This window comes from Streptomyces sp. NPDC027185 (genome assembly GCF_055567035.1).
This window is the reverse complement of the sequence record NZ_JBVHRF010000003.1, coordinates 427,539-453,154: the sequence shown is the minus strand read 5'-3', so window position 1 is coordinate 453,154 and position 25,616 is coordinate 427,539. Positions and strand designations below refer to the sequence as shown.

Annotated in this window: 14 protein-coding genes; 5 read left to right on the top strand and 9 right to left on the bottom strand. The window is 74.4% G+C overall.

Annotated elements, in window-relative coordinates:
- Window positions 1–242: 242 nt before the first annotated feature.
- Genes argC through ACZ4M8_RS12080 form a run of 4 tightly spaced genes read left to right on the top strand, consistent with a single transcriptional unit; the run spans window position 243 to window position 4,556 of the window.
- On the top strand, window positions 243–1,277 hold the full coding sequence (argC, locus tag ACZ4M8_RS12095) for an N-acetyl-gamma-glutamyl-phosphate reductase (protein WP_467605980.1): 1,035 nt from the start codon (window positions 243–245) through the stop codon (window positions 1,275–1,277).
- Window positions 1,274–2,425, top strand: coding sequence for a bifunctional glutamate N-acetyltransferase/amino-acid acetyltransferase ArgJ (gene argJ, locus ACZ4M8_RS12090; RefSeq protein ID WP_467605979.1), 1,152 nt, complete (start codon window positions 1,274–1,276; stop codon window positions 2,423–2,425). The genes argC and argJ overlap by 4 nt, the downstream gene beginning before the upstream one ends.
- 11 nt (window positions 2,426–2,436) lie before the next feature.
- A complete protein-coding gene (gene argB / locus ACZ4M8_RS12085; protein WP_467605978.1) occupies window positions 2,437–3,363 on the top strand; it encodes an acetylglutamate kinase in 927 nt (308 codons plus the stop codon).
- A gap of 47 nt (window positions 3,364–3,410) precedes the next feature.
- Window positions 3,411–4,556: an acetylornithine transaminase gene (locus ACZ4M8_RS12080; protein WP_467606541.1), complete on the top strand. Its 1,146-nt coding sequence runs from the start codon at window positions 3,411–3,413 to the stop codon at window positions 4,554–4,556.
- A gap of 61 nt (window positions 4,557–4,617) precedes the next feature.
- Here ACZ4M8_RS12080 and ACZ4M8_RS12075 read toward each other — a convergent pair whose 3' ends face one another.
- A complete protein-coding gene (locus tag ACZ4M8_RS12075) occupies window positions 4,618–5,139 on the bottom strand; it encodes a GNAT family N-acetyltransferase (RefSeq protein ID WP_467605977.1) in 522 nt (173 codons plus the stop codon).
- A 132-nt stretch (window positions 5,140–5,271) separates the two neighbouring features.
- A complete protein-coding gene (locus ACZ4M8_RS12070; protein WP_467605975.1) occupies window positions 5,272–5,478 on the bottom strand; it encodes an MbtH family protein in 207 nt (68 codons plus the stop codon).
- Between the two features lie 237 nt (window positions 5,479–5,715).
- On the opposite strand from ACZ4M8_RS12070, the gene ACZ4M8_RS12065 reads away from it, so the two are divergent.
- Entirely contained in the window at window positions 5,716–6,822 is a 1,107-nt protein-coding gene (locus ACZ4M8_RS12065) for an alpha/beta hydrolase-fold protein (RefSeq protein WP_467605973.1), read from the top strand.
- A 78-nt stretch (window positions 6,823–6,900) separates the two neighbouring features.
- Here ACZ4M8_RS12065 and ACZ4M8_RS12060 read toward each other — a convergent pair whose 3' ends face one another.
- The 7 genes from ACZ4M8_RS12060 to ACZ4M8_RS12030 form a co-directional block, all read right to left on the bottom strand.
- A complete protein-coding gene (locus ACZ4M8_RS12060; protein ID WP_467605971.1) occupies window positions 6,901–8,628 on the bottom strand; it encodes an ABC transporter ATP-binding protein in 1,728 nt (575 codons plus the stop codon).
- The gene (locus ACZ4M8_RS12055; RefSeq protein ID WP_467605969.1) at window positions 8,615–19,543 is read right to left on the bottom strand and encodes an amino acid adenylation domain-containing protein; all 10,929 of its coding nucleotides are present in this window, start codon (window positions 19,541–19,543) and stop codon (window positions 8,615–8,617) included. Before ACZ4M8_RS12055 ends, ACZ4M8_RS12060 begins: the two co-directional genes overlap by 14 nt.
- A 58-nt stretch (window positions 19,544–19,601) precedes the next feature.
- Window positions 19,602–21,389: an ABC transporter ATP-binding protein gene (locus tag ACZ4M8_RS12050; protein WP_467605967.1), complete on the bottom strand. Its 1,788-nt coding sequence runs from the start codon at window positions 21,387–21,389 to the stop codon at window positions 19,602–19,604.
- The gene (locus ACZ4M8_RS12045) at window positions 21,386–22,441 is read right to left on the bottom strand and encodes an iron-siderophore ABC transporter substrate-binding protein (protein ID WP_467605964.1); all 1,056 of its coding nucleotides are present in this window, start codon (window positions 22,439–22,441) and stop codon (window positions 21,386–21,388) included. Before ACZ4M8_RS12045 ends, ACZ4M8_RS12050 begins: the two co-directional genes overlap by 4 nt.
- A gap of 86 nt (window positions 22,442–22,527) precedes the next feature.
- Complete coding sequence (locus ACZ4M8_RS12040; RefSeq protein WP_467605962.1) at window positions 22,528–23,394, bottom strand: ABC transporter ATP-binding protein; 867 nt, start codon at window positions 23,392–23,394, stop codon at window positions 22,528–22,530.
- Window positions 23,395–23,447: 53 nt separating this feature from the next.
- Entirely contained in the window at window positions 23,448–24,515 is a 1,068-nt protein-coding gene (locus ACZ4M8_RS12035) for a FecCD family ABC transporter permease (RefSeq protein WP_467605960.1), read from the bottom strand.
- Complete coding sequence (locus ACZ4M8_RS12030) at window positions 24,512–25,531, bottom strand: FecCD family ABC transporter permease (protein ID WP_467606538.1); 1,020 nt, start codon at window positions 25,529–25,531, stop codon at window positions 24,512–24,514. The genes ACZ4M8_RS12035 and ACZ4M8_RS12030 overlap by 4 nt, the downstream gene beginning before the upstream one ends.
- Window positions 25,532–25,616 lie beyond the last annotated feature (85 nt).

Genomic DNA, 25,616 nt, shown 5'->3' with positions numbered 1-25,616 from the left:
GGAGGGAGGGCGACCCGCCGTACGGGAGACGCTCACCGGCCTTCCGACGCGCGGCAGTTGCCCTGCTGGGGCCTCCGGCGGCCCGTACACCGCACCTCACCGACGTCGTGATTAGGTTAGGCTAAGCTAAGTCGCAGTGGCCTGCGGTGGGCCGCCCGCAGCGGTGGCGCGCACCCGCCGCCCGACCGGGCGTCACCCGGGCGCGCCGCCCCGCCCCACGCACACCGAGAGAACGGAAGAACATGACCGTACGGGTCGCGGTGGCCGGCGCCAGCGGCTACGCCGGCGGGGAACTGCTCCGCCTGCTGACCTCGCATCCCGGTGTGGAGATCGGCGCGGTGACGGCGCACAGCAGCGCCGGCCGGCCGCTGGGCGATGTCCAGCCGCACCTGCCCGAACTCGCCGACCGGCCGCTCCTGGACACCTCCGCCGCCGCCCTGCGCGGCCATGACGTGGTGTTCCTGGCCCTGCCCCACGGGCAGTCGGCCGCCCTCGCCGGGGAGTTGGACACCGGCGCCCTGGTGGTGGACTGCGGCGCCGACTTCCGGCTGCGGTCCGCGGCCGCCTGGCAGCGCTTCTACGGCTCCGCCCACGCCGGGACCTGGCCGTACGGGCTGCCGGAACTGCCCGGCGCGCGCGAGGAGCTGCGGGGCGCCACCCGGATCGCGGTCCCCGGCTGCTACCCCACCGCGATCACCCTGGCGCTGTTCCCCGCGTACGCCGCGGGGCTCGTCGAGCCCGAGGCCGTGATCACCGCCGCCACCGGGACCTCCGGCGCCGGACGCGCCGTCACCCCGCGGTTCCTCGGCTCGGAGGTGATGGGCTCCATGAGCCCGTACGGCGTCGGGGGCGGCCACCGGCACACCCCGGAGCTGGTCCAGAACCTGTCCCGGGTCGCCGGCGAGTACGTCACCGTCTCCTTCACCCCGACCCTCGCGCCCATGCCCCGGGGCATCCTCGCGACCTGCTCCGCGCGGCTGCGCCCCGAGGTCGCGGCGGCGGAGGAGGCGGTGCGCGCCGTGTACGCCGACGCGTACGCCGAGGAGCCGTTCGTCCGGCTGCTGCCCGCCGGGCGGTGGCCCGCCACCGGCGCCGTCCTCGGCTCGAACACCGCGCAGGTGCAGCTGGCCGTGGACGCGCAGGCCCGCCGGCTGATCTGTGTGAGCGCCGTCGACAACCTCACCAAGGGCACCGCGGGTGGCGCGGTGCAGAGCATGAACATCGCCCTCGGCCTGCCGGAACGGCTGGGCCTGCCCACGAATGGAGTGGCCCCGTGAGTGTGACCGCACCGCTGGGATTCCTCGCCGCCGGAGTGCCCGCCGGTATCAAGGAATCCGGCGACCTCGACCTGGCCCTGGTCGTGAACCGGGGGCCGGCGCGCGCCGCCGCCGGGGTCTTCACCTCGAACCGGGTGCAGGCCGCGCCCGTGCGCTGGTCCCGCTCCGTCCTCGCCGGCGGCCGGCTCTCCGCCGTCGTCCTCAACTCCGGCGGCGCGAACGCCTGCACCGGCCCCGGCGGCGCCGACGACGCGCGGACGACGGCCGACCTGACGGCGCGAGCCGTGGGCGCCCCCGCCGACGAGGTCGCGGTGTGCTCCACCGGCCTGATCGGGGTGCGGCTGCCGATGGACCGGGTGACGGCCGGGATAGCCGCCGCGGCGCAGGGGCTCTCCTCCGAGGGCGGCGAGGACGCGGCCGTCGCGATCCGGACGACGGACACGGTCCACAAGACGGCGGTGGCCGGCGGCGACGGCTGGACGGTCGGCGGGATGGCGAAGGGCGCGGGCATGCTCGCCCCGGGGCTCGCCACCATGCTCGCCGTCCTGAGCACCGACGCCGACGCCGGCGCGGACGTCCTCGACGCGGCCCTGCGCGACGCGGTGGCGGCCACCTTCGACCGGGTGGACTCGGACGGCTGTATGTCCACCAACGACACCGTGCTGCTGCTCGCCTCGGGCGCCTCCGGCGTCACCCCGCCCGCCGCCGCTCTCGCCGCCGCCGTCCATGCCGTCTGCGCGGATCTGGCCCGGCAGCTCATCGGCGACGCGGAGGGCGCCACCAAGGAGATCGCGGTGGCGGTCGTCGGCGCGGCGTCGGAGCCGGACGCCGTCGAGGTGGGCCGCGCCGTCGCCCGCAGCAACCTCCTCAAGTGCGCCCTGCACGGCGAGGATCCGAACTGGGGCCGGGTGCTGTCGGCGGTCGGCACGACCTCCGCCGCCTTCGACCCGGACCGGCTGAACGTGGCGGTCAACGGCGTCTGGCTCTGCCGCGACGGCGCCGAGGGCGAGCCCCGGGAGGCGGCCGATCTGTCCGGCCGCCGGATCGTCGTCACCGTGGATCTGCGCGCCGGTGACGCCGCGGCCACCGTGTGGACCAATGATCTGACGGCCGCGTACGTCCACGAGAACAGCGCGCAGCGCTCATGAGCGGGGTGGGGATGACACCGGTACAACCGGTACGGACGCCGGTCGCGATACCCAGGGAGGCCGGCCTGCCGTGGCGCGCGGAGCTCCAGGGCCGCACGGTCGTCGTCAAATTCGGCGGCAACGCCATGGTGGACCCGGCGCTGCACCGGACGTTCGCCCAGGACGTGGTGGAGCTGCGGCAGGCGGGGCTGCGGCCCGTCGTGGTGCACGGCGGCGGGCCGCAGATCAGCGCGCTGCTCGACCGGCTCGGACTGGAGACACGCTTCGAGGCCGGGCTGCGGGTGACCACGCCGGAGGCGATGGACGTGGTCCGGATGGTGCTGACCGGCCAGGTGCAGCGGCAGCTCGTGGGGGCGGTCAACGTCCACGGGCCGTTCGCGGTGGGCCTGTCGGGCGAGGACGCGCACACCATGACGGCCGTGCGGCGCCCGGCGCGGGTGGACGGCCGCCCGGTGGACCTCGGCCAGGTCGGCGAGGTGGTGGCCGTGGACACCACCCTCCTCGACGCGCTGCTGGAATCGGGCCGGATCCCCGTCGTCTCGCCCGTCGCGCGCGGCGCGGACGGCCAGGTGTACAACGTCAACGCCGACCTCGCGGCGTCGGCCCTGGCCGCGGCGCTCGGCGCGGACCGGCTCGTGGTCATGACCGATGTCGCGGGTCTGTACGCCGACTGGCCGCACAGCGCCGAGGTGATCGGCCGGCTGACCGCCGCCGAACTGGACACCCTGCTCCCGGGGTTGGCGAGCGGCATGCTCCCCAAGATGGAGGGGTGTCTGCGGGCCGTGCGCGGCGGCGTCGGCCGGGCGCGGGTCGTCGACGGCCGGGTGCCGCACGCGCTGCTGCGCGGTGTGTTCACCGAGGACGGCCCCGGCACCACGGTGGTGCCGGACCCCGGGCCCCGTTCCGGTGGCCCCGATGACGAGGAGGACGGCGCGTGACGGCCACCGGTACACCGCCGCTCACCGACCGCTGGCGCGCGGCGGTGATGGACACGTACGGCACTCCCCCGCTGGCCCTGGTCAGGGGCGAGGGCAGCACGGTGTGGGACGAGGACGGCCGCGCCTACACGGACTTCACCGGCGGCATCGCCGTCAACGCCCTCGGGCACGCCCATCCGGCGCTGGTCGAGGCGGTACGGGCGCAGGCGGCCCGGCTCGGGCATGTGTCGAACCTGTTCGTCGCGGAGCCGCCCGTCGCACTCGCGGAACGGCTGCCGGCGCTGGCGGGCAGGGCGGGGCGGGTGTTCTTCGCGAACTCGGGCGCCGAGGCGGTCGAGGCCGCCTTCAAGATCGCCCGTCGGACCGGACGGCCGCATCTCGTCGCCGCCGAGGGCGGGTTCCACGGCCGCACCATGGCGGCGCTGGCCCTCACCGGGCAGCCGGCCAAGCGCGATCCGTTCCTGCCGCTGCCCGCGGAGGTGACGCATGTGCCGTACGGCGACACGGCCGCCCTGCGCGCGGCGGTCACCGAACGCACCGCCGCGGTCGTCCTCGAACCGCTCCAGGGCGAGGCGGGCGTCGTCCCCGCGCCCGCCGGATATCTGCGCGCCGCCCGGGAGATCACCCGGGCCACCGGCAGTCTGCTGGTCCTGGACGAGGTGCAGACCGGGATCGGGCGTACCGGCCACTGGTTCGCGCACCAGGCGGAGCCGGGCGCGGACCCCGATGTGGTCACGCTCGCCAAGGGGCTGGGCGGCGGGCTGCCGATCGGCGCCACGGTCGCCTTCGGCGACGCGGCCCGGCTGCTGACGCCCGGTCAGCACGGTTCGACGTTCGGCGGCAACCCGATCGCGTGCGCGGCCGCACTCGCGGTCCTGGAGACCATCGAGCGGGACGGGCTCCTCGCCCATGTCACGCGGGTCGGCGAGCGGCTGCGCGGCGGCATCGGGGCGCTGCGGCATCCCCTGGTCCGCGAGGTGCGCGGGGCGGGGCTGCTGGTGGGCGTCGTCCTCACGGCGCCGGTCGCCGCGCGGGTGCGGCAACTGGCGCAGGACGCCGGGTTCCTGGTGAACGCCGCGGGTGCGGACGTCATCCGGCTGGCCCCCGCGCTCACCCTCCCGCAGGAGCGGGCCGACGCCCTGGTGGCGGCGGTGCCGGCACTCCTCGACGCGGCGCGGGACGGGGGCGCCTGACGCCGGGCGGCCGTACGGCACGAAGGGGCGGGCCCGGCGCGGGTCCGCCCCTTCGTGGTTCCTACAGGGCGCGGGCCAGGACGCGGGCGTTGCGGCGCGGGTCGAGGGAGCGCGCCCAGTCGGCCGGCGCCAGGTCCGGGTCGGCGGGGACGAAGCCGTGGCGGAGGAAGAGCCGGCCGCTGCCGGTCGTCGCGGTGAACAGGGTCGTCAACGCGCGGGCGCGGGCGCGGGCGAGCGCCGCGTGCAGCAGCCGGCCGCCCATGCCCGATCCCTGCCGGTGTCCGGCGACGCAGAAGTTGTACAGCACGCCGGCGGCGGGGTATTCGCGCAGTCCGAGGCAGCCTTCGAGGGTGCCGTCGGGGGCCTCGGCGACGTGGAAGTCCACGGTCCGGGTCAGGTAGTGGGAGAGCGGACGGGCGCGGAGCGCCCCGCTGCGGGCGAACGGCCGGGAGAGGGAGGCGAGCGCCCGTCCGTCGTCCTCGCGGGCCGGGCGCACCGCGAAGCCGGGGGCGCGGCGCCCCCGGACGACGGCGGTCCGGGGCGGTGCGGCGAGAAGGGCGGGGGACGGCGGGGCCGTGGTCAAGACGTTCCTTCCTGGGGCGCACCGTTCAGGGGTGCGCGGGGCTTCCGGGCGGGTTCCGGGGGCGGCGTGTGGCCGCTGTCGCCGGAGCGGACACGCGCCGCGCCCCGGTCCGGCCGGAGCGGCGGCCCCGGCTCAGGCGCCGGCCGTGAGGGAACGCGGGCGCAGATCCGTCCAGTTGGCCTCGATGTACTCCAGGCAGGCGGCGCGGTCGGTCTCCGCCAGGGCGACCGTCCACCCGCCGGGCACCTCGGCGAAGGACGGCCAGAGGGAGTGCTGGCCCTCGTCGTTGACCAGGACCAGGAAGCGGCCGTCGGCGTCGTCGAACGGGTTGGTGCTCATGTGGTGGGTTCCTCCTGGGGCGGGCCGCGACCGGCGGGCCCGCGGGGCGGTTCGGTGGTGAAGGCGGTGCGGAACGAGGAGAGTTCAACACTTAGGTTAGGCTCGCCTAATTATAGAGCTTAACTTCTCCCCTCCTCCCTCACAAGGAGCACCGATGCCTCCACGCGAACGGGCGCGGGCCGGGAACGGCGCCGGCCCCCTCCCCCGGATTCCGGCGAGCCACCGGGGAGTTCGGCCATGACGACACGGAGCACTCCGGCCCCCGGCGCGGCCCACCCCTTCACCGCCTTCGGCCTCCCCGGCGCGCCCGGGAGCGACGCCTTCTGGGCGGCGCCCTCCCCCACGTACGTCCCGGACGGCGACGGCGGCTGGACCGCGCTGTTCCGGTGGCGCGGCGGCCCGGCGGTGGCCGAGTTCGAGAGCTGGTCCGAGCCCGTGCCGCTGGTCCGGTGGGGGGAGACGGACTGCTGGTACGCCGAGGTGCGGATGCCCGCGCGGCTCCGCGTGACCTACCGGTTCCTCGTCGGCGGCGTCTCGTACGCCGATCCCCGCAACCCGGCGGGCGCCGGCGGCGACCGCTCCCTCGCCGCCACACCGGACGCACCGCCCCAGCCGCACTGGCCGGTGCTCGGCCCGGACGACGTACTGCCGCTGCCGCGGACCCGGATCCGCTGGGCCGGCGGGCGGCTCGGGGGCCGCCGCACCGTCCGGATCCACCCGGTGGGCGGCGGCGGGCCGGTGGTCCTGCTGCTCGACGGGGACGACTGGCTCCATCTGCACCCCGCCATGACCGCGTTCGAGGCGGCGCACGCCGCCGGTGAGATGCCCCCGGTCACGCTGGTCTTCCTGCCCGCCAAGGACCGGGCGGCGGAGTTCGGCTGCCGGCCCGAGCTGTGGGAGGCGGTACGGGACGAGCTGCTGCCGCTGGTGGCGGAGAGCGGGGTCCCGGCGGACCCGGAGCGGCTGGTGGTCGCCGGGCAGAGCCTGGGCGGGCTGAGCGCGCTGTACGCGGCGGTGGAGTTCCCCGAACTGGTCTCCCGCGTCGCCTGCCAGTCGGGCTCCTTCTGGTGGACGCCGCGGGCAGCGGAGGCGGCGGACCCGCTCGGCGGTCCGGTCGGCGGCGCCCTCGCCGCGCGGCTGGCGGAGCGCCCCGCCCCGCCGGGCCTGCGGATCGCGTTCGACCTGGGAGAGCACGAGCGGCGGATGCGGCCGCACTGCGAACGCGTCGAGTCCCTGGTCGCCGCGGCCGGTGCCACCGTACGGACGTCCCGGTCGGCGTCCGGCCACGACCGGGCGGGCTGGCGGCAGGCCCTGCTCAGGGACGTCGCCTGGGCTCTGGGGTGAGACGGCCGAGGGGCCCGGACGCCACGGCGGAATGCCGTGCGTCCGGGCCCCTCGGCGCAGGGTCACCGGATCACGTGGTCACCGGGTCACCGCGCGCCGGTACGCCTCGTCGCGGGCGAGCAGCTGACGGTGGGTGCCCTCGGCGGTGACGACGCCGTCGTCCAGGACCAGGACGCGGTCGGCGGCGTCCAGCAGCGCCGGGCTGCTGGTGAGGACGACGGTCGTCCGGCCCCGCCGCAGCGCCGCGAGGTTGCGCGCGATGAGCTGCTCGGTGACGGCGTCCACCGCGGTCGTCGGATCGTGCAGGACCAGCACCCCGGCGTCCGCCGCCAGGGCGCGGGCCAGCGACAACCGCTGCCGCTGGCCCCCGGAGAGGTTCGAGCCGCGGTCGCGGACCTCGTACTCCAGCCCCTCGCGGTGCAGGGCGACGACATCGGTCAGCAGCGACGCCTCCACCGCCTCGGGCACCATCCGGCTCGTCCCCGCCGGGTCGATGTTGGAGCGGAGCGTACCGCCGAAGATCTCCGCGTCGGACGGGTTCACCAGCAGCTGCGCGCGGACCGCCTCGAAGGACAGTTCCACCAGCTCCCGGCCGCCCAGCCGGACCGCGCCCTCATAGGCGGCCGGCGGGACGTTCACCGCCAGGACGGCCGCCAACTCGGCCGCCGCCCGCGGCTGGTAGGCCGCGACGGCGGTGAACTCACCGGGCGGCACGTGGAACTTGACGCCTTGCAAGCAGCCGTACCGGACGCGGTCGACCTCCAGGGAGCCGCCCGGCTCCGGGCGCTCCGTCCCGGACTCCGCCACCGGCGGAGCGGACAGCACCAGGGCCATCCGCTCCGCCGAGGCGCGCGCCATCATCACGTACTTGGGCATGTCGGAGAAGAGCTTGAGCGGCTCCATGATGAACTGCGCCAGGCCCACGGCCATGACCAGCTCGCCGATGGTGATCCGCCCCTGGTAGGCGAGCCAGCCGGCGGTCAGCGTCACCGAGGCGGCGAGGACGGCGTTCAGGCCCAGCGCGGCGCCCGCGTAGGTGCCGTTCACCCGGGCGACGGTGATCGCCTGCCGCCTCGCCTCCGCGCTGACCCGCCGGTAGGAGCCGAACGCCGCGTGGTTGCCGCCGAAGCCGTGCAGCGGCCGCAACCCCGTGATCAGGTCGGCGACCTTCGCCCCCGCCCGCGCCACCCGGGCCTGCTGCTCCCGGGTGCTGCTGCCGATCCGCTTCGACATCACGCTCAGGACCGACAGGATGGCGACCGTCCCGGCGATGACCAGCGCGCCGAGCCGGAGGCTCGCCATGCTCAGCGCGACCGCCGCGATCAGCACCGAGAGCAGGGAGCTGATCAGCATCGGCACCACCTCGACGATGTCGGCGGTCTGGTCGGCGTCCTCGGTGGCGATGGTGAGGACCTCGCCGGACTTGAGGTCGACGTCCCGGGCCACCGGCTGGAGGCCGCAGGCCGCGACCCGCACCCTCCAGCGGTGGGCCTCGGTCGTGTTGGCCTTCTGCAGGATCCGCATGCCGAACCGCCACGACAGCGACACGACCGTGATGAGCACGGCCAGCGCGCCGATCGACAGGGCCAGCGCCACAAGGCTCCGGTTTTGCATCGTGTGCTCGACGATCAGGCCGAGCGCGATCGGGAAGGCGGTCTCGCCCGCCTGGTACAGGCCCATGAGGACGGTGCCCCGGAACATCGCGCCGGCGTTGCGGCGGACGGCGGTCCCAAGGATTCCGGAGCCCGTTTCGGGTGCCGCTTCGGGGCCCGGTCCGCGGGGCCCTGCGGTGTCAGGAGTTGTCATCGAGATGGCGGGCAATCGCTTCCGGGGTTCGCAGGGTGAACAGATCACGGATGGTGATCACGGGGCCGAATTCACGGCGCAGCAGTCCGGCGAGCCGGACGGCCAGCATGGAGTGTCCCCCGAGGGAGACGAAGTCACTCACCGCGCTCACCTCGTCGTCGTCCAGGTCCAGGGCCTCGGCGAAGTACTCGCAGACCACGGACTCGGTCTCCGTCTCCGGGCCGCGCTCCCCCGACGAGGTCAGCGCGCCCAGCGGCCGGGGTTCCGGCAGGGCCTTGGTGTCGGCCTTGCCGTTGACCGTGAGCGGGATGCGGTCGACCTGGGCGTAGTGCGTCGGGCGCAGGAAGTCCGGCAGTGCGGCGCCCGCCTCGGCGGCGACCGTCGCCAGGTCCGCGCCGTCCAGCACGAGGTAGGCGGCCAGCCGGTACGCGCCGTCGACCTGCGGATCGGGCTGGGCGACCGCGGCGGCGAAGCGGACCGCCGGATGTGCCGCGAACGCCGCCTCGACCTCGCCCGGTTCGACCCGGTGGCCGCGGATCTTGACCTGCTGGTCGGTGCGGCCGAGGTACATCAGGTTCCCGTCGGGCCGCCGGACCACCAGGTCGCCGGTGCGGTACATCCGCTCGCCGGGCGCGCCGAACGGGGACGCGACGAAGCGGTGCGCGGTCTGCGCGGGCTGCCCGAGGTAGCCGCGGGCGATGCCGGTGCCGGAGACGTACAGCTCACCGGGGACGCCGTCCGGGAGCGGCCGCAGCCACGGGTCCAGGACGTACACCTCGGTGTTGTCGATGGCCACGCCCACCACGGGGTCCTGGCATTCGAAGGTGCCGACGCCGAGGGTGTTGATGGTGTATTCGGTGGGCCCGTAGAGGTTGTAGCCCACCGTCCCCTCGGTGTCCGCGAGCCGCTGCCACAGCGCCGGGGTGACCGCCTCACCGCCCAGCAGCACCAGCGCGGGGCGCCGCCCGGGGGTGTCGAGCAGCCCCTCGGCCACCAGCTGCTGCGCGTAGGTGGGCGTGACGTTGACGACGTCGATGGCGTGCTCGCGGCAGTACGCGGTCAGGGCGGGCGCGTCGCGGCGCAGTTCCTCGTCGCAGATGTGGACCTCGTGGCCGTCGGCGAGCCACAGCAGTTCCTCCCACGACATGTCGAAGGCGAACGACACGGTGTGGGCGATCCGGAACACCCGGTCGCCGTGGTCGGCGAGCACCGGTGCGAAGATCCGCCGCTGATGGTTGATCAGCATGTTGGTGAGCCCGGCGTACTCGGTGACCACGCCCTTGGGCTTCCCCGTGGAGCCCGAGGTGTAGATCGTGTACGCGGGGTGGCGCAGCCGCCGCGGGTCGTCCGGCGCGAATGTCACGAACGGCTCGGCCGCCGGGAGCGGACCGTCCAGTGCGATGAGGTCGCCGGAGAGCCGCGGTGCCACCGCGCCGACGGTGAGGATCACGTCCGGGCGGGCGTCCGCAACGATCGAGGCGATCCGCTCGTCCGGGTGGTCCAGCTCCAGCGGCACGTACGCGGCGCCGGTGCGCAGCACCGCGAAGAGCGCCACGATCGAGTCGAGGGAGCGCGGGATGGCCAGGCCCACGGTCCGCTCGGGGCCGATGCCCCGCCCGGCGAGCACCCCCGCCAGCCGTCGGCTGTCGTCCCTGAGCTGCGCGAACGTCATGCTGCGGCCGTGTGCGACGAGCGCGGTCCGCTCCGGGGAACGGTCCGCCGCCCGGTCGAACCGGTCGACCACGGTGTCCGTGCCGATCTCGGTGCGGGCCCCCGGCTCCGGTACGGCGCCGAGCCCCGGCAGGGCGCCCACCGGTCCGCTCGCGCGGGTGAGGTCGTCCAGGATCCGTACGTAGTCGTCGAGGAGGCGACGGGCGCCGGCGGTGGTGCCGTGGCGGTGCTCCAGCTTGACGGTGAGCCGTTCCCCCGGGGTGACGACCCAGGTGAACGGGTAGTGGGTGGAGTCGTCCGACCTGACCTCGGTGATGCCGTGGCGGGCGTTCATCTCCGCGAAGGCGTCCATGTCCAGGAAGTTCTGGAGCACGAAGAGGTTGTCGAAGAGGGTGTCGTGGCCGGCGGCCCGCTGGATCTCGCCGAGGCCGAGGTGTTCGTGGTCCATCGCCGCGACCCGGTCCGCCTGCACGGCCGTCAGGTACTCCCGCACCGTGTGGTCCGGCCGGGGCCGGGTCCACATCGGGACGGTGTTGAGCAGCACGCCGACGATGTCCGCCGCGCCCGCGCTCTCACGGCCGGAGACGGTCACGCCGAAGACCGCGTCGCCGCGGCCGGTGTGCGCGCCGAGGAGCAGGCCGAACGCGCCGGTCAGGACGGAGTTGAGGGTGACGCCGTGCCGCTTGGCCGTCTCGCGGAGGCGGTCGGACCGCTCGGCGGTCAGCGTGTGCACCAGGGCGGGCGGCAGACCGTCCGCCAGTTCGGGCGCGGGCCCGGCGAGCAGTGTCGGGCCGCTGAGCGGGGCGAGGTGCTCCGCCCAGAAGCGTTCGGAGACGGCGGGGTCCTTGGCCGCGAGCGTCCGGGCGTACTCCTCGAAGCCGGGGTTGGCGGGGAGGACGGACGGGCGCCGGCCACCGAGCACGGTCCGGTAGGCGTCGAAGAGGTCGCGGAGCACGATCTCGCGGGACCAGCCGTCCCAGAGCAGCAGGTGGTAGCTGAGGAGGAGGCCGTCGCGGCCGTCGGGCCGCCGGATGACGGTCATCCGGATCAGCGGCGGTTCGGCCGGGTCGAAGCCGGTGGCGCGGTCCTCGGTCCGCAGCGCCTCGATCTCCTCGTCGGCCGACAGCTCGACCGTGCGGACGCCGGTCCGGCGGCCCGCCCTGAGGACCTGGACGGGGTTCCCGTCGGCGTCGGTGGTGAAGCCCGCGCCGACGACCGGGTGCCGGTCCATCACACAGCCCATGGCCTCGGCCAGGGCGTCGGGGTCCAGGCGCCGGTCGAAGGCGAAGTAGCTCTGCGCGACGTAGTGTCCGGCCGCGCCGGCCAGCTGGGCCTGGAAGTACAGACCGCGCTGGAGCGGGGTGACCGGCGCGGTGCGCTCGGCCGTCGTCGCGGCCTCGGCGACGCTCTCCAGCGCCTGGCGCCAGTGGGTGGTGAGCGCGTCGGGTATCTCCTCGGCGAGGGTGAACGCGGCGTGCAGGGCGCCGGTGGCGTCGTCGGTCCAGGCGTTGACCTCCACGGCGTACGGGCTCGGCTGATCGCCGCCGGTGAGGTGCAGTGCCTGGGACTCGCCGCCGCGGCCGAGGTAGTTGAAGAGGACCTGCGGGCGGGCGGTGAGCAGCGGCGCGGTCTGCGGGTTGAGGTACCGCAGGCGGCCGTATGCGGCGTGCCCGGCCTCGTCCGGCTGGCGTGCGGCCAGTTCGCGGGCGGCGGCGACCGGGTCGGTGTGCGCGGTGAGCCGGACGGGCGCGATGGCGGTGAACCAGCCGACCGTCCGCGTGTAGTCGTGCCCCTCCCGCGCCGGGACGCGGCCGTGCCGCTCCAGCTCGACGGCGAGATCGCCGGGCGAGAGCTGGACGCGGGTGAGCGCGGCGCGCAGCGCGCCGCACAGCAGCTCGGTCAGAGCGACGCCGAGCGCGGCGGGCGCGGTCCGCGTCACCAGGTCGCTTTGGTCCGCGTCGAGGACGACGGTCCTCTCGCGCAGCGCGCCGACGGCGGGCAGCAGCGGCGGAGCCTGGAGGGTGTCGATCCAGTGGCCGAGCGCGTCGGCGCCTTCGGCGGCGCACAGCGTCAGGGCCTCGGCGTACTCGGCGTACGAGGTGGTCGCCGGGGCGAGAGGGGCGCCGCGCAGGGCGGCTGCGAGGTCGTCCAGCAGGATCCGCCAGGACACCGCGTCGACCGCGAGGTGGTGGACGGTGACCACCAGGGTGCGGGCCGGGGCGAGCCAGGTGAAGGCCGCGACCTCGCCGGAGGCGGGGTCGAGCTTTCCGGCGGCCTCGTTCGCGGCGGCCGTGGCGTCGGCGGTCTCCGCGCGGGCGACGGTGGCGCCGCGGGCCGGTTCGGTGACGAGGCTCCACACGCCGTGCTCGGTCCGCAGCCGCAGCCGCAGGGCCGGGTGGGCGGCCAGCAGGGCGGTGGCGGCGCGCTCCACCTCGGCGATCCCGGTGTTCTCGGGCACCTCGACCGCCCTGGCCTGCGCGAACCGGTCGAGCGAGCCGCCCAGTTCCCGCTGGCGCAGGATGATCGGCGTCGGCGGCACCGGACCGTCCGCGCGCCGCTCGGGCACCGGCGCCGGCTGCCCGGTCCGGGGCGCGGTGGCGGTGAGGGACGCGGCGAGGGCCCGCGGGGTCTTGTGGACGAACACATCGCGCGGGGCGATCGGCAGGCCGAGGGCGCGGGCCCGGTTGATGACGGTGATGGCGACGATGCTGTCCCCGCCGGCGGCGAAGAAGTCGGTGTCGGCGTCCGCCTCGGGGAGGGCGAGCGTGTCGGCGAAGACGCCGACCAGGGCGTCCAGCGCGGAGCCGTCGGGCGCGGCGCCGGTGGCGGCCACCGGCGCGTCGTCCCGCGCCGCCCGCGCGCTCAGGGCCTTCCGGTCCAGCTTGCCGTTGACGGTGAGCGGCAGGGCGTCGACCGGCAGGACGCGGCCCGGCACCATGTGGACGGGCAGCTTCCCGGCGAGCAGGACGGAGAGTTCGCCGGGCAGCCGGCCCACGACGTGGGCGACCAGGTGGTCCCCGCTGTCCGCCACGGTGACGGCCACGTCGGGCACCCCGTCGAGTTCCCGGATCGCGGACTCGACCTCACCCAGCTCGATGCGGAACCCCTTGAGCTGCACCTGGTCGTCGGCGCGTCCGGCGAACTCCAGCTCCCCGCCGAGGGTGCGGCGGGCGAGGTCGCCCGTGTGGTACATGCGGGAGCCGTCGCCGGTGAACGGGTTCGCCACGAACCGGCCGGCGGTCAGCCCCGGCCGTCCCAGGTAGCCGAGGGACACCTGGTCACCGGCGACGTAGATGGCGCCGACCTTGCCCGGCGGCACCGGCCGCAGCCGGTCGTCGAGGAGGTGGGTGACGAGTCCGGGCAGCGGGCCGCCGATGGGGCTGACGTCGTCGCCGGAGGCGAAGTCCTCGTCGGTGAGGATCCGGTGGGTGACGTGCACGGTGGTCTCGGTGATGCCGTACATGTTGACCAGTTCGGGCGTGGCGGTGCCGTACCGCCCGACCCAGCCGCGCAGCCGTCCGAGGTCCAGCGCCTCGCCGCCGAAGATGATCCGGCGCAGCGCGGTGAGGGGTTCACCGGCGAGCCGGTCGGCCTCGGCGAACTGGTGGAAGGCGGACGGCGTCTGGTTGAGGACCGTCACGCCCCGCTCCCGCACCAGCCGGTGGAAGTCGACCGGGGAGCGCGTCAGCCCGTAGTCGGGGACGAGCAGTTCCCCGCCGTACGCCAGTGCGCCCCACAGCTCCCAGACCGCGAAGTCGAAGGAGTACGAGTGGAACTGCACCCAGACGTCGTCCGGGCCGAAGCCCATGTCCGGTTGGGTGCGGGCGAGCAGCGTGACCACGGCGGAGTGCGGGACGACGACGCCCTTGGGCCGGCCGGTCGAGCCGGAGGTGTAGATCACGTACGCGGGGTCGTCCGGCCGTGGCCCGTCGTCCGCCGCGGTGTCCGGGGCGTCCTGCGGCGCGGCGTCGCCCTGGACCAGCACCCGGGCACTCACGCCCGCGCGCTCCAGCAGCGACGTGAAGCGGGCGCGCTGGTCCGGGGCGACGAGGACGGCCTGCGGCGCGGCGTCGGCGAGGAGGTACTCCAGCCGCTCGTCCGGATAGGCCAGGTCCAGCGGTACGTAGGCGCCGCCCGCCGTGACAACGGCGATCAGCGCGGTGACCTGTTCCACGGAGCGCGGTACGGCCACGGCGACGCGGCGGCCCGGCCGGACCCCGGCGGCCCGCAGCATGGCCGCCAGTGTGTCCTTCTCCCGGGCCAGTTCGCCGTAGGTCAGGGACCGGGTGGTGCCGTCGAGGGCGCACTGGGTGACGGCGGTGGCCTCCGGGGCGCGTCCGGCGGCGGTGTCGAAGAGGGTCCCGAGGGTCACCGGCGCGACCGGCGCCGGGCTCCGGGTGGCCGCCGGCGGTGTCAGCTCGGCGACGGGGACGTCCGGCCGGGTGAGGAGGGCGTCCAGGGCGGAGGTGAACCGGCGCAGGATGTCCCGGGCGCCGCGCTCGTCGAGCAGGGCGCCGTCGTGGATGAGGTTGAAGCGGGGGTGTCCGTCGAGGGAGCGCTCGACGACCAGGGTCAGCGGGTAGTGGGGGGCGCCCTCGTTGACCAGCCCGGTGACGGTCAGGGTGTCGCCGGGGCGGTGCAGGGCGGCGACGTCGGTGGCCACGTCGAAGACGACGAGGGTGTCGAAGAGGGTGCCGGTGCCCGCCGCGCGGCCGGTCCGGGCCAGGGAGACGTGCTGGTGGGGCAGGACCGCGCCCTGGTGCTCGCGTACCGCGGTGAGCAGGTCGCGGGCCGTGGTGTCGCCGCTCCAGCGGGCGCGCAGCGGCACGGTGTTGATGAACAGGCCGACCATGCCGTCGATGCCGGGCACGTCCGCGTCGCGGCCGGAGACGGTGGAGCCGAAGACCACGTCGTCGGAGTGGAGGATGCCGCCCAGGGTCAGTGCCCAGGCGGTGTGCACGGCCACGCTGAGGGTGGTGCCGGCCGACCGGACGGCGGCGTCGAGGTCGTACCCGGGCTCGGCGGCGGTGTCGGCGAAGCGGTCGGAGGGGGTGTGTCCCTCGGCGACGAGGGAGGGGCCGGGCAGTCCGGCGAGTTCGGCGGCCCAGACGCGGTCGCTCTCCTCCTCGTCGCGGGCGGCGAGCCAGGCGACGTAGTCGGGGAAGCCGCCGGTCGGGTGGACGGTGCCCGGGGCGTGGTACTCGGCGAGCAGCGTGCGCAGCATCGGCGGGACGGACCAGCCGTCGGCGATGAGGTGGTGCACGGTCTGGACGAGGACGGTGCGGCCGGCTTCCGGGTCGCGGATCAGGGTGAAGCGCATCAGCGGGCCGGTGGCCAGGTCGAATCCGGCGCGGCGGTCGGCCTCGGCGTGGGCGCGCAGCTCGGCGTCGGTGATGCCGGGCCGGTCGAGGACGGTGAACGGTGCCTCGGTGCCGGTGGTGAGCACGGAGACGACGCGGCCGTCGGCGAGGGCGGTGAACCGTGCGGCGAGGTTCGGGTAGAGGGTCAGCAGCCGGGTGGCCGCGGCGGCGAGCCGTTCGGTGTCGACGTCGCCCGCCAGGGTCAGCAGCTGCTGTTCGACGTAGCTGCCCGCGGAGTCGTCGTCGAAGACCGAGTGGAAGTACAGGCCCTCCTGGAGCGGGGTGAGCGGCAGGACGGTGTACAGCCCGGGGCCGTCCAGCGCGTCGACGTCGTCCTGCGTCAGGCGCACCAGCGGGAAGTCGCTCGGTGAGTGGCCGCCGGTGTCGAGCGCGGCCAGCGCGTCGAGCGCCTCGGTGTAGTAGCCGCCGAGGGTGTCGATGTCCGTTTCGGTGAACATCCCCTCGGGCCAGGAGACGGTGGTGACGAGGGCCAACGCACCGTCGGCGGCGGGCTCGGCGATGGCGTTGAACTCCAGGGCGCGCGGCAGCCGCATCCGCGGGTCGCGCTTCTCGCCCAGCTGTCCGGTGGCGCCGGCGAGCTGCCAGTCACCGGCGGCGCCGGCGTCGAAGCGGCCCAGGTAGTTGAAGAGGATCTGCGGTGCGGGGGCCGGGAAGGCGACGCCGGAGAGGTGGCGCAGGACGCCGTAGGAGAGGCCGTTGCGGGGGACGCGGGCGAGGTCCTCCTTGACCGCCTTGAGGGCGGCGGCCAGGTGGCCGGGGTCGGTGAGGGCGTCCGCGGAGCCGGGGTCGACGGTCACCGGGAAGAGGGTGGTGAACCAGCCGACGGTCCGCGAGAGGTCCGGTTCGGCGCCGGAGGCGTCCGTCACGTGGCGCGCCTCGCGGCCGTGGCCCTCCAGCTCGATGTGGGCGAAGGTCTGCTCCTGGCCGCGGTCGCGGCGCCACCGGGCGAGGGCGACGGCGAGCGCGGTCAGCAGGACGTCGTTGACGCCCGCGTGGAACTTCGCGGGTATCTCGCCGAGCAGCGCCGCCGTGGCCCGGGGTCCGGTCGTGAGGGTGGTCTGCCGTTCCCGGGCGACGGTGTCGGCGGCGGTGAGCGGCCGCCTGCCCAGCGGGGCGTCCTCACCGGGCAGCGGGCGGGCGTAGTGGGCGCGGTCCTCGTCGAAGGGCGCGTCCTGAAGGAGCTGGGTCCAGCGGCGGAACGAGGTGCCGGCCGCGGGCAGTTCGAGGCTCTCGCCCGCGGTGTGGCGGCGCCAGGCGGTGGCGAGGTCGTCCATGAGGACGCGCCAGGACACGCCGTCGATCACCACGTGGTGGGCGACGAGGACCAGTTGGCGGGCGGCGCGGCGCCAGACGGCCCGCAGCATCACGCCGTTTTCGGGGTCGAGCCCTTCGGTGGCGAGGGCGACGCAGTCGTCCAGCGGCCGGTCGCTCTCCTGCGGGCAGGTGGTGGCCGGGGCCGTCTCCGGGATGTCGAAGCTCCAGCGGTCGCCGCGGACGAGCCGGGCGCGGAGCATGGGGTGCCGGGAGACGACGGCGGTCAGGACGGCGTCGAGGGCATCGGCGGTGAGCGTTGCGGGGGTGGTGAGGACGACCGACTGGACGAAGCCGTCGATCGCGTCCGTGGTCTCGCCGAGCCACTGGACGATCGGCGAGCCGGTGACGGGGCCGGTGGCGACGTCGTCGTGGTCCACGGGGGCGGTCTCCGCGCGGTCGGCGACGGCGGCCAGGGCGCCCAGGCGGCTGTGGGTGAAGATCTGCCGTGCGGTGACGTGGAGGCCCGCCGCGCGCAACGCGCCGAGCAGCGAGATCGCGAGGATGCTGTCCCCGCCGAGGTCGAAGAAGTCCTGGTCGACGCCGGTCTCTTCCAGCCGCAGCACCGAGGCGGCGGCTGCGCAGACCGCGCGTTCGTCGTCGGTGGCGGGCCGGACGAACGGACCGGTGGTCCGCTCCGGCTCGGGCAGCGCGCGGCGGTCGATCTTGCCGTTGGGGGTGAGCGGGAACTCCCGCAGGACGACGAGGTGTGCCGGGACCATGTACGCGACCATGTGGTCGGCGGCCCACGCCTTGACGTCCTCGGCCCGCAGGTCCTCGCTGCCGGCGGCGGGGATGACGTAGCCGGCGAGGGAGGTGCCGCCCGCGCTGTTCTTTCTCGCGACGACGCAGGTGTGGCGTACGCCGGGGTGTTCGGCGAGACCGGCCTCGACGTCCTCCAGTTCGAGCCGCATACCGCGGACCTTGACCTGGTTGTCGGCGCGGCCGAGGAAGTCCAGGGAACCGTCGGGGGCGAAGCGCGCGAGGTCGCCGGTGCGGTAGAGCCGGGAGCCGTCGGAGGCGAAGGGGTTGGCCACGAACCGGGAGGCGGTCAGGCCGGGGGCGTTGACGTAGCCGCGGGCCAGGAGGAAGCCGCCGACGTAGAGTTCGCCGCCGACGCCGACCGGGACCGGGCGCAGTTCGTCGTCGAGGACGTAGAGCTGGGTGTTGGGGTTGGCCTTGCCGATGGAGGTCGACAGGCGTTCGGCCTCGCCCCGGTAGATGACGTGGGAGACGCCGATGGTGGCCTCGGCCGGTCCGTAGCCGTGGTACAGCGGGATGTCGAGCTTGGTGCGGAACCGTTCGTACAGCTCCGGGGTGAGGACCTCGCCGCCGCACCAGACGTGCCGCAGGCTCGCGAGGCGCCCGGAGTCGCCGTCGATCTCCAGCAGGACGTCGAGCATGGACGAGACGAGGTAGGTGAAGGTGACGCGCTGTTCGGCGATGACGCCGAGCAGGTGGTGCGGGTCGCGTTCGCCGCCGGGCCGCAGGACGACGAGCTTCCCGCCGCACACCAGGGGCAGGAAGATCTCGTTGAGGGAGATGTCGAAGGAGAGCGGTGCCTTGAACAGGGAGGCGTCGTCGGGGCCGAAGCCGAGGATCTCCCGGGACTGCCACAGCAGGCGTTCGCTGATCGCCTCGTGCCGGATCATCGCGCCCTTGGGGCGGCCGGTGGAGCCGGAGGTGAAGATCACGTAGGCGAGGGCGTTGCCGTGGACGGTGACGCCGGGATCGTCGGTGGGCTCGGCGGTGTACGCCCAGTTGTCGAGGTCGACGGCGACGGCGGGCGGTTCGGTGGCGTCGTGCGCGCCGTCGCCGTTGAGCTGTACCGCGACCCGCGCGTCGTCGATGACGACGGCGCGGCGCGCGGCGGGCCACTCCGGGTCGAGCGGGACGAACGCGCCGCCGGCCCGGAGGACGGCGAGCAGGGCGATCACCATCTCGGCGGAGCGGCCCAGCGAGATACCGGCGATCTGCTCGGCGCTCAGTCCGCGTCCGATGAGGTGGTGGGCCAACTGGGCGGAGAGGCCCGCCACCTGACGGTAGGTCAGGGAGCGGCGCTCGTCCACGACGGCGAGGGCGTCCGGGCGGGTCCGTGCCTGGCGGAGGAACAGTTCCACGAGGGTGGGCCGGTCCCGGTCGGCCGCGGTGTCGTTCCACGCGGCCAGGGTGGCGAGGCGTTCGGCCGCCCCGGTCGCGGCGATGGTGCCGAGGGGCCGGTCGGGGAAGTCCGTCAGGTCGTCCAGCGCGAGCTGGATGCCGGGGAGCCGGGCGTCCTCGGGGACGGTGATCCGCATCCCGTCCGCGCCGGCATCCTGGACCCCCCAACCCTCGGGCGCCGTACCGCCGTTGGCGGCCCAGCCGAGGACGTCCGCGAAGAGCGTGACCGGGGCGAGGTCCAGGCCGGCCGGGCTGCGGCCGGTGGCCCAGTGGGCCAGCGCGATGGCGCACGCCTCGGCGATGGTCCGGTCCGTGTGGTCGCCGAGGCGGCGGCGTACGCCGGCCAGGCGGGCGAGGGGGATCAGCACGAGACGAGCGCTCGGTTCCATCATTTGAAGACTCAACACCCTTCTAAGGTACTAAGGTCAGCCTAACTTAAGTAAGGCTGACCTAACTACCCTCTCTCCAGGCGCGCCAGAGCCGCGCGTACCGGCCGCCGAGGGCCACCAACTCGTCATGCGTGCCCAGTTCCACGACACGGCCCGCGTCCAGCACGGCGATCCGGTCGGCGGCCACCGCCTGGGTGAGCCGGTGCGCCACGAACAGCGTGGTACGCCCGGCACAGGCGGCCAGCACCGCCCGCTCCAGCTCGGCGGCGCCCTCACTGCCCGCCTCCGCCGTCGACTCGTCGAGCACGACGACGGGCGCGCGGCCCAACACCAGCCGGGCCAGGGCGATATGGGTGACCTTCGTGCTGTCCAGCCGCTCCCCGCCCTCACCGACCGAGGTGGCCAGTCCGTCGGGCAGCGCCTCGGCCCACTCGGCGGCGCCCACGGTGCGCAGGGCGTCCCACAGCTCCGCGTCGCTCGCCTCCGGCGCGGCCAGCCGCAGATCGTCGGCGAGCGGGCCGGAGAACACATGCGTCTCCTGCGTCAGGATGCTGACCAGCGCCCGCGCCCCGGCCCCGTCCAGCCCGGCGAGGTCGGCCGTGCCGATCCGCACCGATCCGGCCTGCGGGGTCCCGATACCGGCGATGAGGGCGGCCAGCGTCGACTTGCCGGCGCCCGTCGCGCCCACCAGCGCCAGCGAACCGCCCGCCGGGATCGTCAGATCGACGTCCCGCAGGACCGGCTCCTCGGCCCCGGGATAGGCGAACGTCAGCCCCGTCACCGTCACCGGGTACCCGGCGCCGTCCTCCGGAGCCGGGTCCGCGTCGCCCACCAGGCGCTCCGCCGCGGACTCCGACACCACGCCGACGAGCCGGGTCAGACTCGCGCCCGACTTCTGCGCCTCGTCGAAGGTGAACATGATGGCGCCCAGCGGGGTGAACAGCCGGTGGAACACCAGCGGCGCCGCCGACACCGCGCCGAGGGTGGCGGAGCCGGTCTCCAGCAGGACGAAGCCCACCAGGAGGATCAGGACCAGGCCGATGAACTCCGCGCGGTTCTCCCGCCCGACGAACCGGCCGAAGAGGCGGAACACCTCGATCCCGAGGTCGCGCACCCGCCGGGAGCCGCCGGCGACCTGCTCGCGGAAGTCCGCCTCCAGACCGTAGGCGCGCACCGTGTCGATCCCGTCCAGACCGCTGATCAGCGCCTGCGCGCGCTCGGCCTGGGCCGCCCGCTGCTTGCGGTAGAGCGGCGCGGAGCGCGGCAGGTACCAGCGCAGGGCGAACCCGTAGGCGGGCAACGCGCAGGCGCCCGCCAGGCCGAGCCGCCAGTCGAGGCCGAACATGCCGACGGTGGCGATGGCCACCAGCACCCCGGCGGAGAACACCGTGGGGATGGCCTGCCGGATGCCCTTCGACAGGACGGCGACGTCGTCACCGACCCGGGAGAGCACATCGCCGCGGCCCACCTGTTCGATCCGGGCGCTGGGCATGCCGAGCACGGCCCGGACGGCGCCCTCGCGCAGCCGCGCGAGGAGATCGGCGCCGAGCCGTCCGATCAGGTAGGTCGACACCGCGGTGGCCGCCGCGCCGAGCAGTGCGGCCCCCGCCATCCAGGCGCCGATCACGACCAGCGCGGAGGCCGGTTCCCCGCCGGTCACCCCGTCCACCACCCGGCTGAGCAGCAGCACCGGGAGCATCTGGAGCGCCGCCCCGGCGACCGTGCTGAGCACGGTCGCCGCGGTCAGCCACGGCATCTCGCGGCAGTGCGCCGCGACCCACCGGGCCGCCTCCCGGCCCGTCGTCGTGCGCAGGGCCGCCGGGGCGGTGCGCGTCTGCGTGGCGCTCACTCCCGGCCGGCCGACTTCACGAGCTGGTCGACGGCGTACGGCAGGGAGAGCAGCGTGGCCTGCGACATCGCCGCGCCGACCGCCGGGCCCTCACTGTCGAGGAGGTACGCGACCTTGCCGCTCCTGGCGACCTTCAAGTTGCTGAAGAGGGCGGACTTCTTCAACGCGTCGGTGTCCGCCTTGTCGTTGATGACGAATACCCGGTCCACGTCGACGAGGTCCATCCGCTCGGGCGAGAGCGGGACGGAGAACTTGCCGCCCGCGATCTTGTCGATCTCCTCCTGCCCCTTGAAGCCCATGCCCGTAAGGAGCTGCCCGCGGACGTCCTTGGTGGTGAACGGCGCGACGGCGTCCTTGTACCAGGAGAGCGCGACCGCCTTCTGCCGGGCGAACTCCGGGTGCTTCTTCCGGACGCCGGCGAGCTTGTCCTGGATGTCCTCGATCATCTTGTCGCCCTCGCCGGACTTGCCGAGCGCCTTGGCGATATGGCGGGCGTTGTCCTGCCACGCCGCGCTGAACGGCTCCTTCTCGGCCTTGGTGCGCGCCACCGTCGGCGCGATCCGGGAGAGCTTGTCGTACGCGTCCTTGTCGATCTCGGAGTACACCGCGACGATCAGGTCCGGCCGCAGGGCGGCGATCTTCTCGTAGTTGGGGCCGGAGTCACCGTTGTTCATGACGACCTCGGGCCGGGCACCGCCCCACTTGTCCTTGACCCAGGGCCACTGGGTGTTGATGTCGGGGCTCTTGCCGCCCGGGTTCGGGTACTGGTCGACCATGCCGACGGGCTTGACGCCGAGGGCCAGGACGTCCTGGTCGTCGGTGTAGCCCACGGTCACGACCCGCTCGGGCGCCTTGGGGACGGTGGTGGCCCCGAACGCGTGCTCCACGGTGACCGGGAACGCGCCGGAGGCGGCCGCGCCGCCGCCCTTTCCGCCCTCGTCCGCCGAGCCGGCGCCGCACCCCGCGAGGAGACCCGCCCCGAGGGCCGCGGCGGACACCGCCGCCGCCACCCGCCGCCAGGGCTTCGTACGTGTCGTTCGGTCGAGGAGCATCCGGGTTCCCTTGCTGTCGCGCTGTCACATACGGGCCCACGTAAGGGCAGGCAGACCTTAGCGTGAGCAAGTGAGGTTAGCCTAGCCTAAATTGCAGCATCGGCCGTCTGAACTGCCGTTCCCCCGGCGTGCGTCCGCCCGATGGGGACGATGAGCGGACGGTCCCCCACCGGATCGTCGATGACCTTGGCCCGCAGCCCGAACGCCTCGTCCAGCAGCTCGGCGGTGATCACGTCGCGCGGATGCCCCTGGGCCAGGACCGAACCCGCCTTCATCACGATCAGGTTGTCGCTGTAGCGCGCGGCCAGGTTGAGATCGTGCAGCACCATGACCACGGTGCGGCCCGCCTCGTGCAGATCGTCGACCAGGTCGAGCACATCGATGGCGTGCGCCAGGTCCAGATAGGTGGTGGGCTCGTCGAGCAGCAGCAGACCGGTGCCCTGGGCCAGCGTCATCGATATCCAGACGCGCTGGCGCTGCCCGCCGGAGAGCGTGTCGACGGCGCGGTCGGCGAGGTCGGCCACCCCGGTCATCTCCAGCGCCCGCTCCACGACGGAGGCGTCGTCCGACGACCACTGCCGCAGCCAGCCCTGGTGCGGATGGCGCCCCCGGGCGACCAGATCGGCCACGGTCAGGCCCTCCGGCGCGACCGGTGACTGGGGCAGCAGCCCGAGCTTCTTCGCCACGTCCCGGGTCCTGAGCCGGCCGATGTCGTCACCGTCCAGGACGACCGAGCCGCTCGACGGCTTCAGCAGCCGCGAGAGGGTCCGCAACAGGGTGGACTTCCCGCAGCCGTTGGGGCCGATGATGGTGGTCACCACCCCTTGCGGAACCGTCACGTCCAGCGTGTCGATGACGGTCCGCTCGCCGTATCCGACCGTGACACCCCTGGCGGCCAACCGGGGGGCGTCACCGGCCCCGGCCTCGGTCCCGATGGTGTGCTGAGCCATCATGACTCCCCCTCAATTCAGACTTACCTAACTTTTCCGCACGTGGGGCGGCGCCCCTAGCGGCGATTGGCCCGCACCAGAAGGTGGATGAGGAAAGGGCCGCCGATCGCGGCGGTGACGACGCCGACCGGCAGGGTGACCGGCAGGGTGACCGGCAGCGCCGTACGCGCCACCAGATCCGCTCCGAGCAGCAGCAGGGCCCCCACCGCGCCCGACGCCGGGGCCGGCGGCGTCGGGGACCTCGTCAGACGCATCGCCACCTGCGGCGCCACCATCGCCACGAACGGGACCGGCCCCGCCGCGCTCACCGCCGCCGCGGCCAGCAGCACCGCGCACAGCAGCAGGACCGCCCGCACCCGGGTGTACCGCACGCCCAGGCCCGCGGCCACGTCGTCGCCGAGGTGCAGCGGCTTGAACTGGAAGGCGGCACCGGTCACCACGGCCAGCAGGACGAGCGTGCCCCACAGGGCCGGACGGACCTCGTCCCACGACCGGTTGTCCAGCGAACCCACCAGCCACGCCTGGGCCCGCGCCACGTCCCGGATGTCGGCGGTGGCCAGCATCCAGGTCGTGAGCGCCTCCGTCACGGCGCTCACCGAGATGCCGATGAGGATGAGCCGGAAGCCGTCCACCCCGCGCCGCCACGCCAGGAAGTACACCAGCAGGCCCGTGCCCAGACCGCCCGCCAGCGCCGCCCCGGAGAGCCCGAGGACGCCGGCGACCGCGGCACCGCCCGACACCGTCACCAAGAACACCGACACCGCACTGGCACCGCCGGTGATCCCCAGGATGTCCGGACTGGCCAGCGGATTACGGGCCACGGACTGGGTGATCGCCCCGGAGACGCCCAGCGCGACCCCTACGACGAGACCGGCCGCGGCTCTCGGCAGACGGAGGTCCATCACCACGAACTCGTCGACCTGTTCGCCCTGGCCGAAGAGTGTCGCGAGCACCCTCGGCAGGCCGATCGGGAAGTCCCCCAGGGAGATGGAGAGACAGAACAGCAGCAGGGCCACCGCTGCCAGAACCAGCGTGACCAGCAGAATCCTGGGCCGCCAGACGAAAGACACCCGGCCGAGCCGGACACCTGGCACCACCTCACGCGGCACCGCTGTTTCGTTCATGCGCTCTTGAACTTTCCCCGCCACACCATGGCTGCGAAGAACGGCGCGCCCAGGAGAGCGACGAGCACGCCCGCGTCCAGCTCCCCCGGCCGTACCACCAACCGCCCCACGATGTCGCAGATCAGAAGGGTGACCGCGCCGAGCAGACCCGCGTACGGCACCAGCCACCGGTAGTCGGGCCCGGTCAGATACCGGGCGATGTGCGCCACCATCAGCCCCAGGAACGCGATCGGACCGCACGCCGCGGTGGCCGCGCCCGCCAGCAACGTGATGGCGACGATGCCGACGGTCCGGACCACGGTGAGGTTGACGCCCAGCCCCCGCGCCACGTCGTCCCCCAGGTTCAGCAGGTTGAGGTACGGCAGCATGATCAGCGCCAGCACCAGCCCGGCCCCGGCGAACAGGGCCATCGGCCCGATGACGGAGAACGGGACCCCGGCCACCGAGCCGGTGTTCCAGAACCGCAGGGCGTTCAGCGCCGCCTTGTCGGACAGCGCGATCGCCGTCGTCATCGCGGCGAGGAAGACCGTGACGCCCTGCCCGGCCAGCGCGAGCGTCAGCGGATTGCCGGCGCCCCGCCCGATGCTGGCGAGCCCGAACACCACGGCGCCGGCGAGCCCGGCGCCCAGGAAGGCGAACCAGACGTACTGGAACGGGTCGGCGAGCCCGAGCAGGGAGATCGCCGACACCACGGCGAACGAGGCGCCGGTGTTCACCCCCAGCAGACCGGTGTCCGCGATGGGATTGCGCGTGTAGCCCTGGATCAGCGCGCCGCCGACGCCCAGGGCGATACCGGCCACGATCGCCAGCACCGTCCGGGGCAGCCGCACGGTCTGCACGATGAGCCGGATCTCGGCGCCGTCCCGGTCGGTGCCCGGCGCCGCGAACAGCCCGTGCCACACCTCGCCGGGGCCGAGCGCGCGGGCGCCGACGACGAGCGAGAGCACCGCGGCGACCACCAGGACCGCCAGCACGGCGCCCAGCCCCAGGATCCGGCGCCGCCGCACCGCCGCGATCCGGACGAGCGCCGGACGCGCCTGCGCCGCCGTGCCCGTACCGGCGGGGACGACCGCCGTCTGACGCCGGGTCACTCGCGGACCT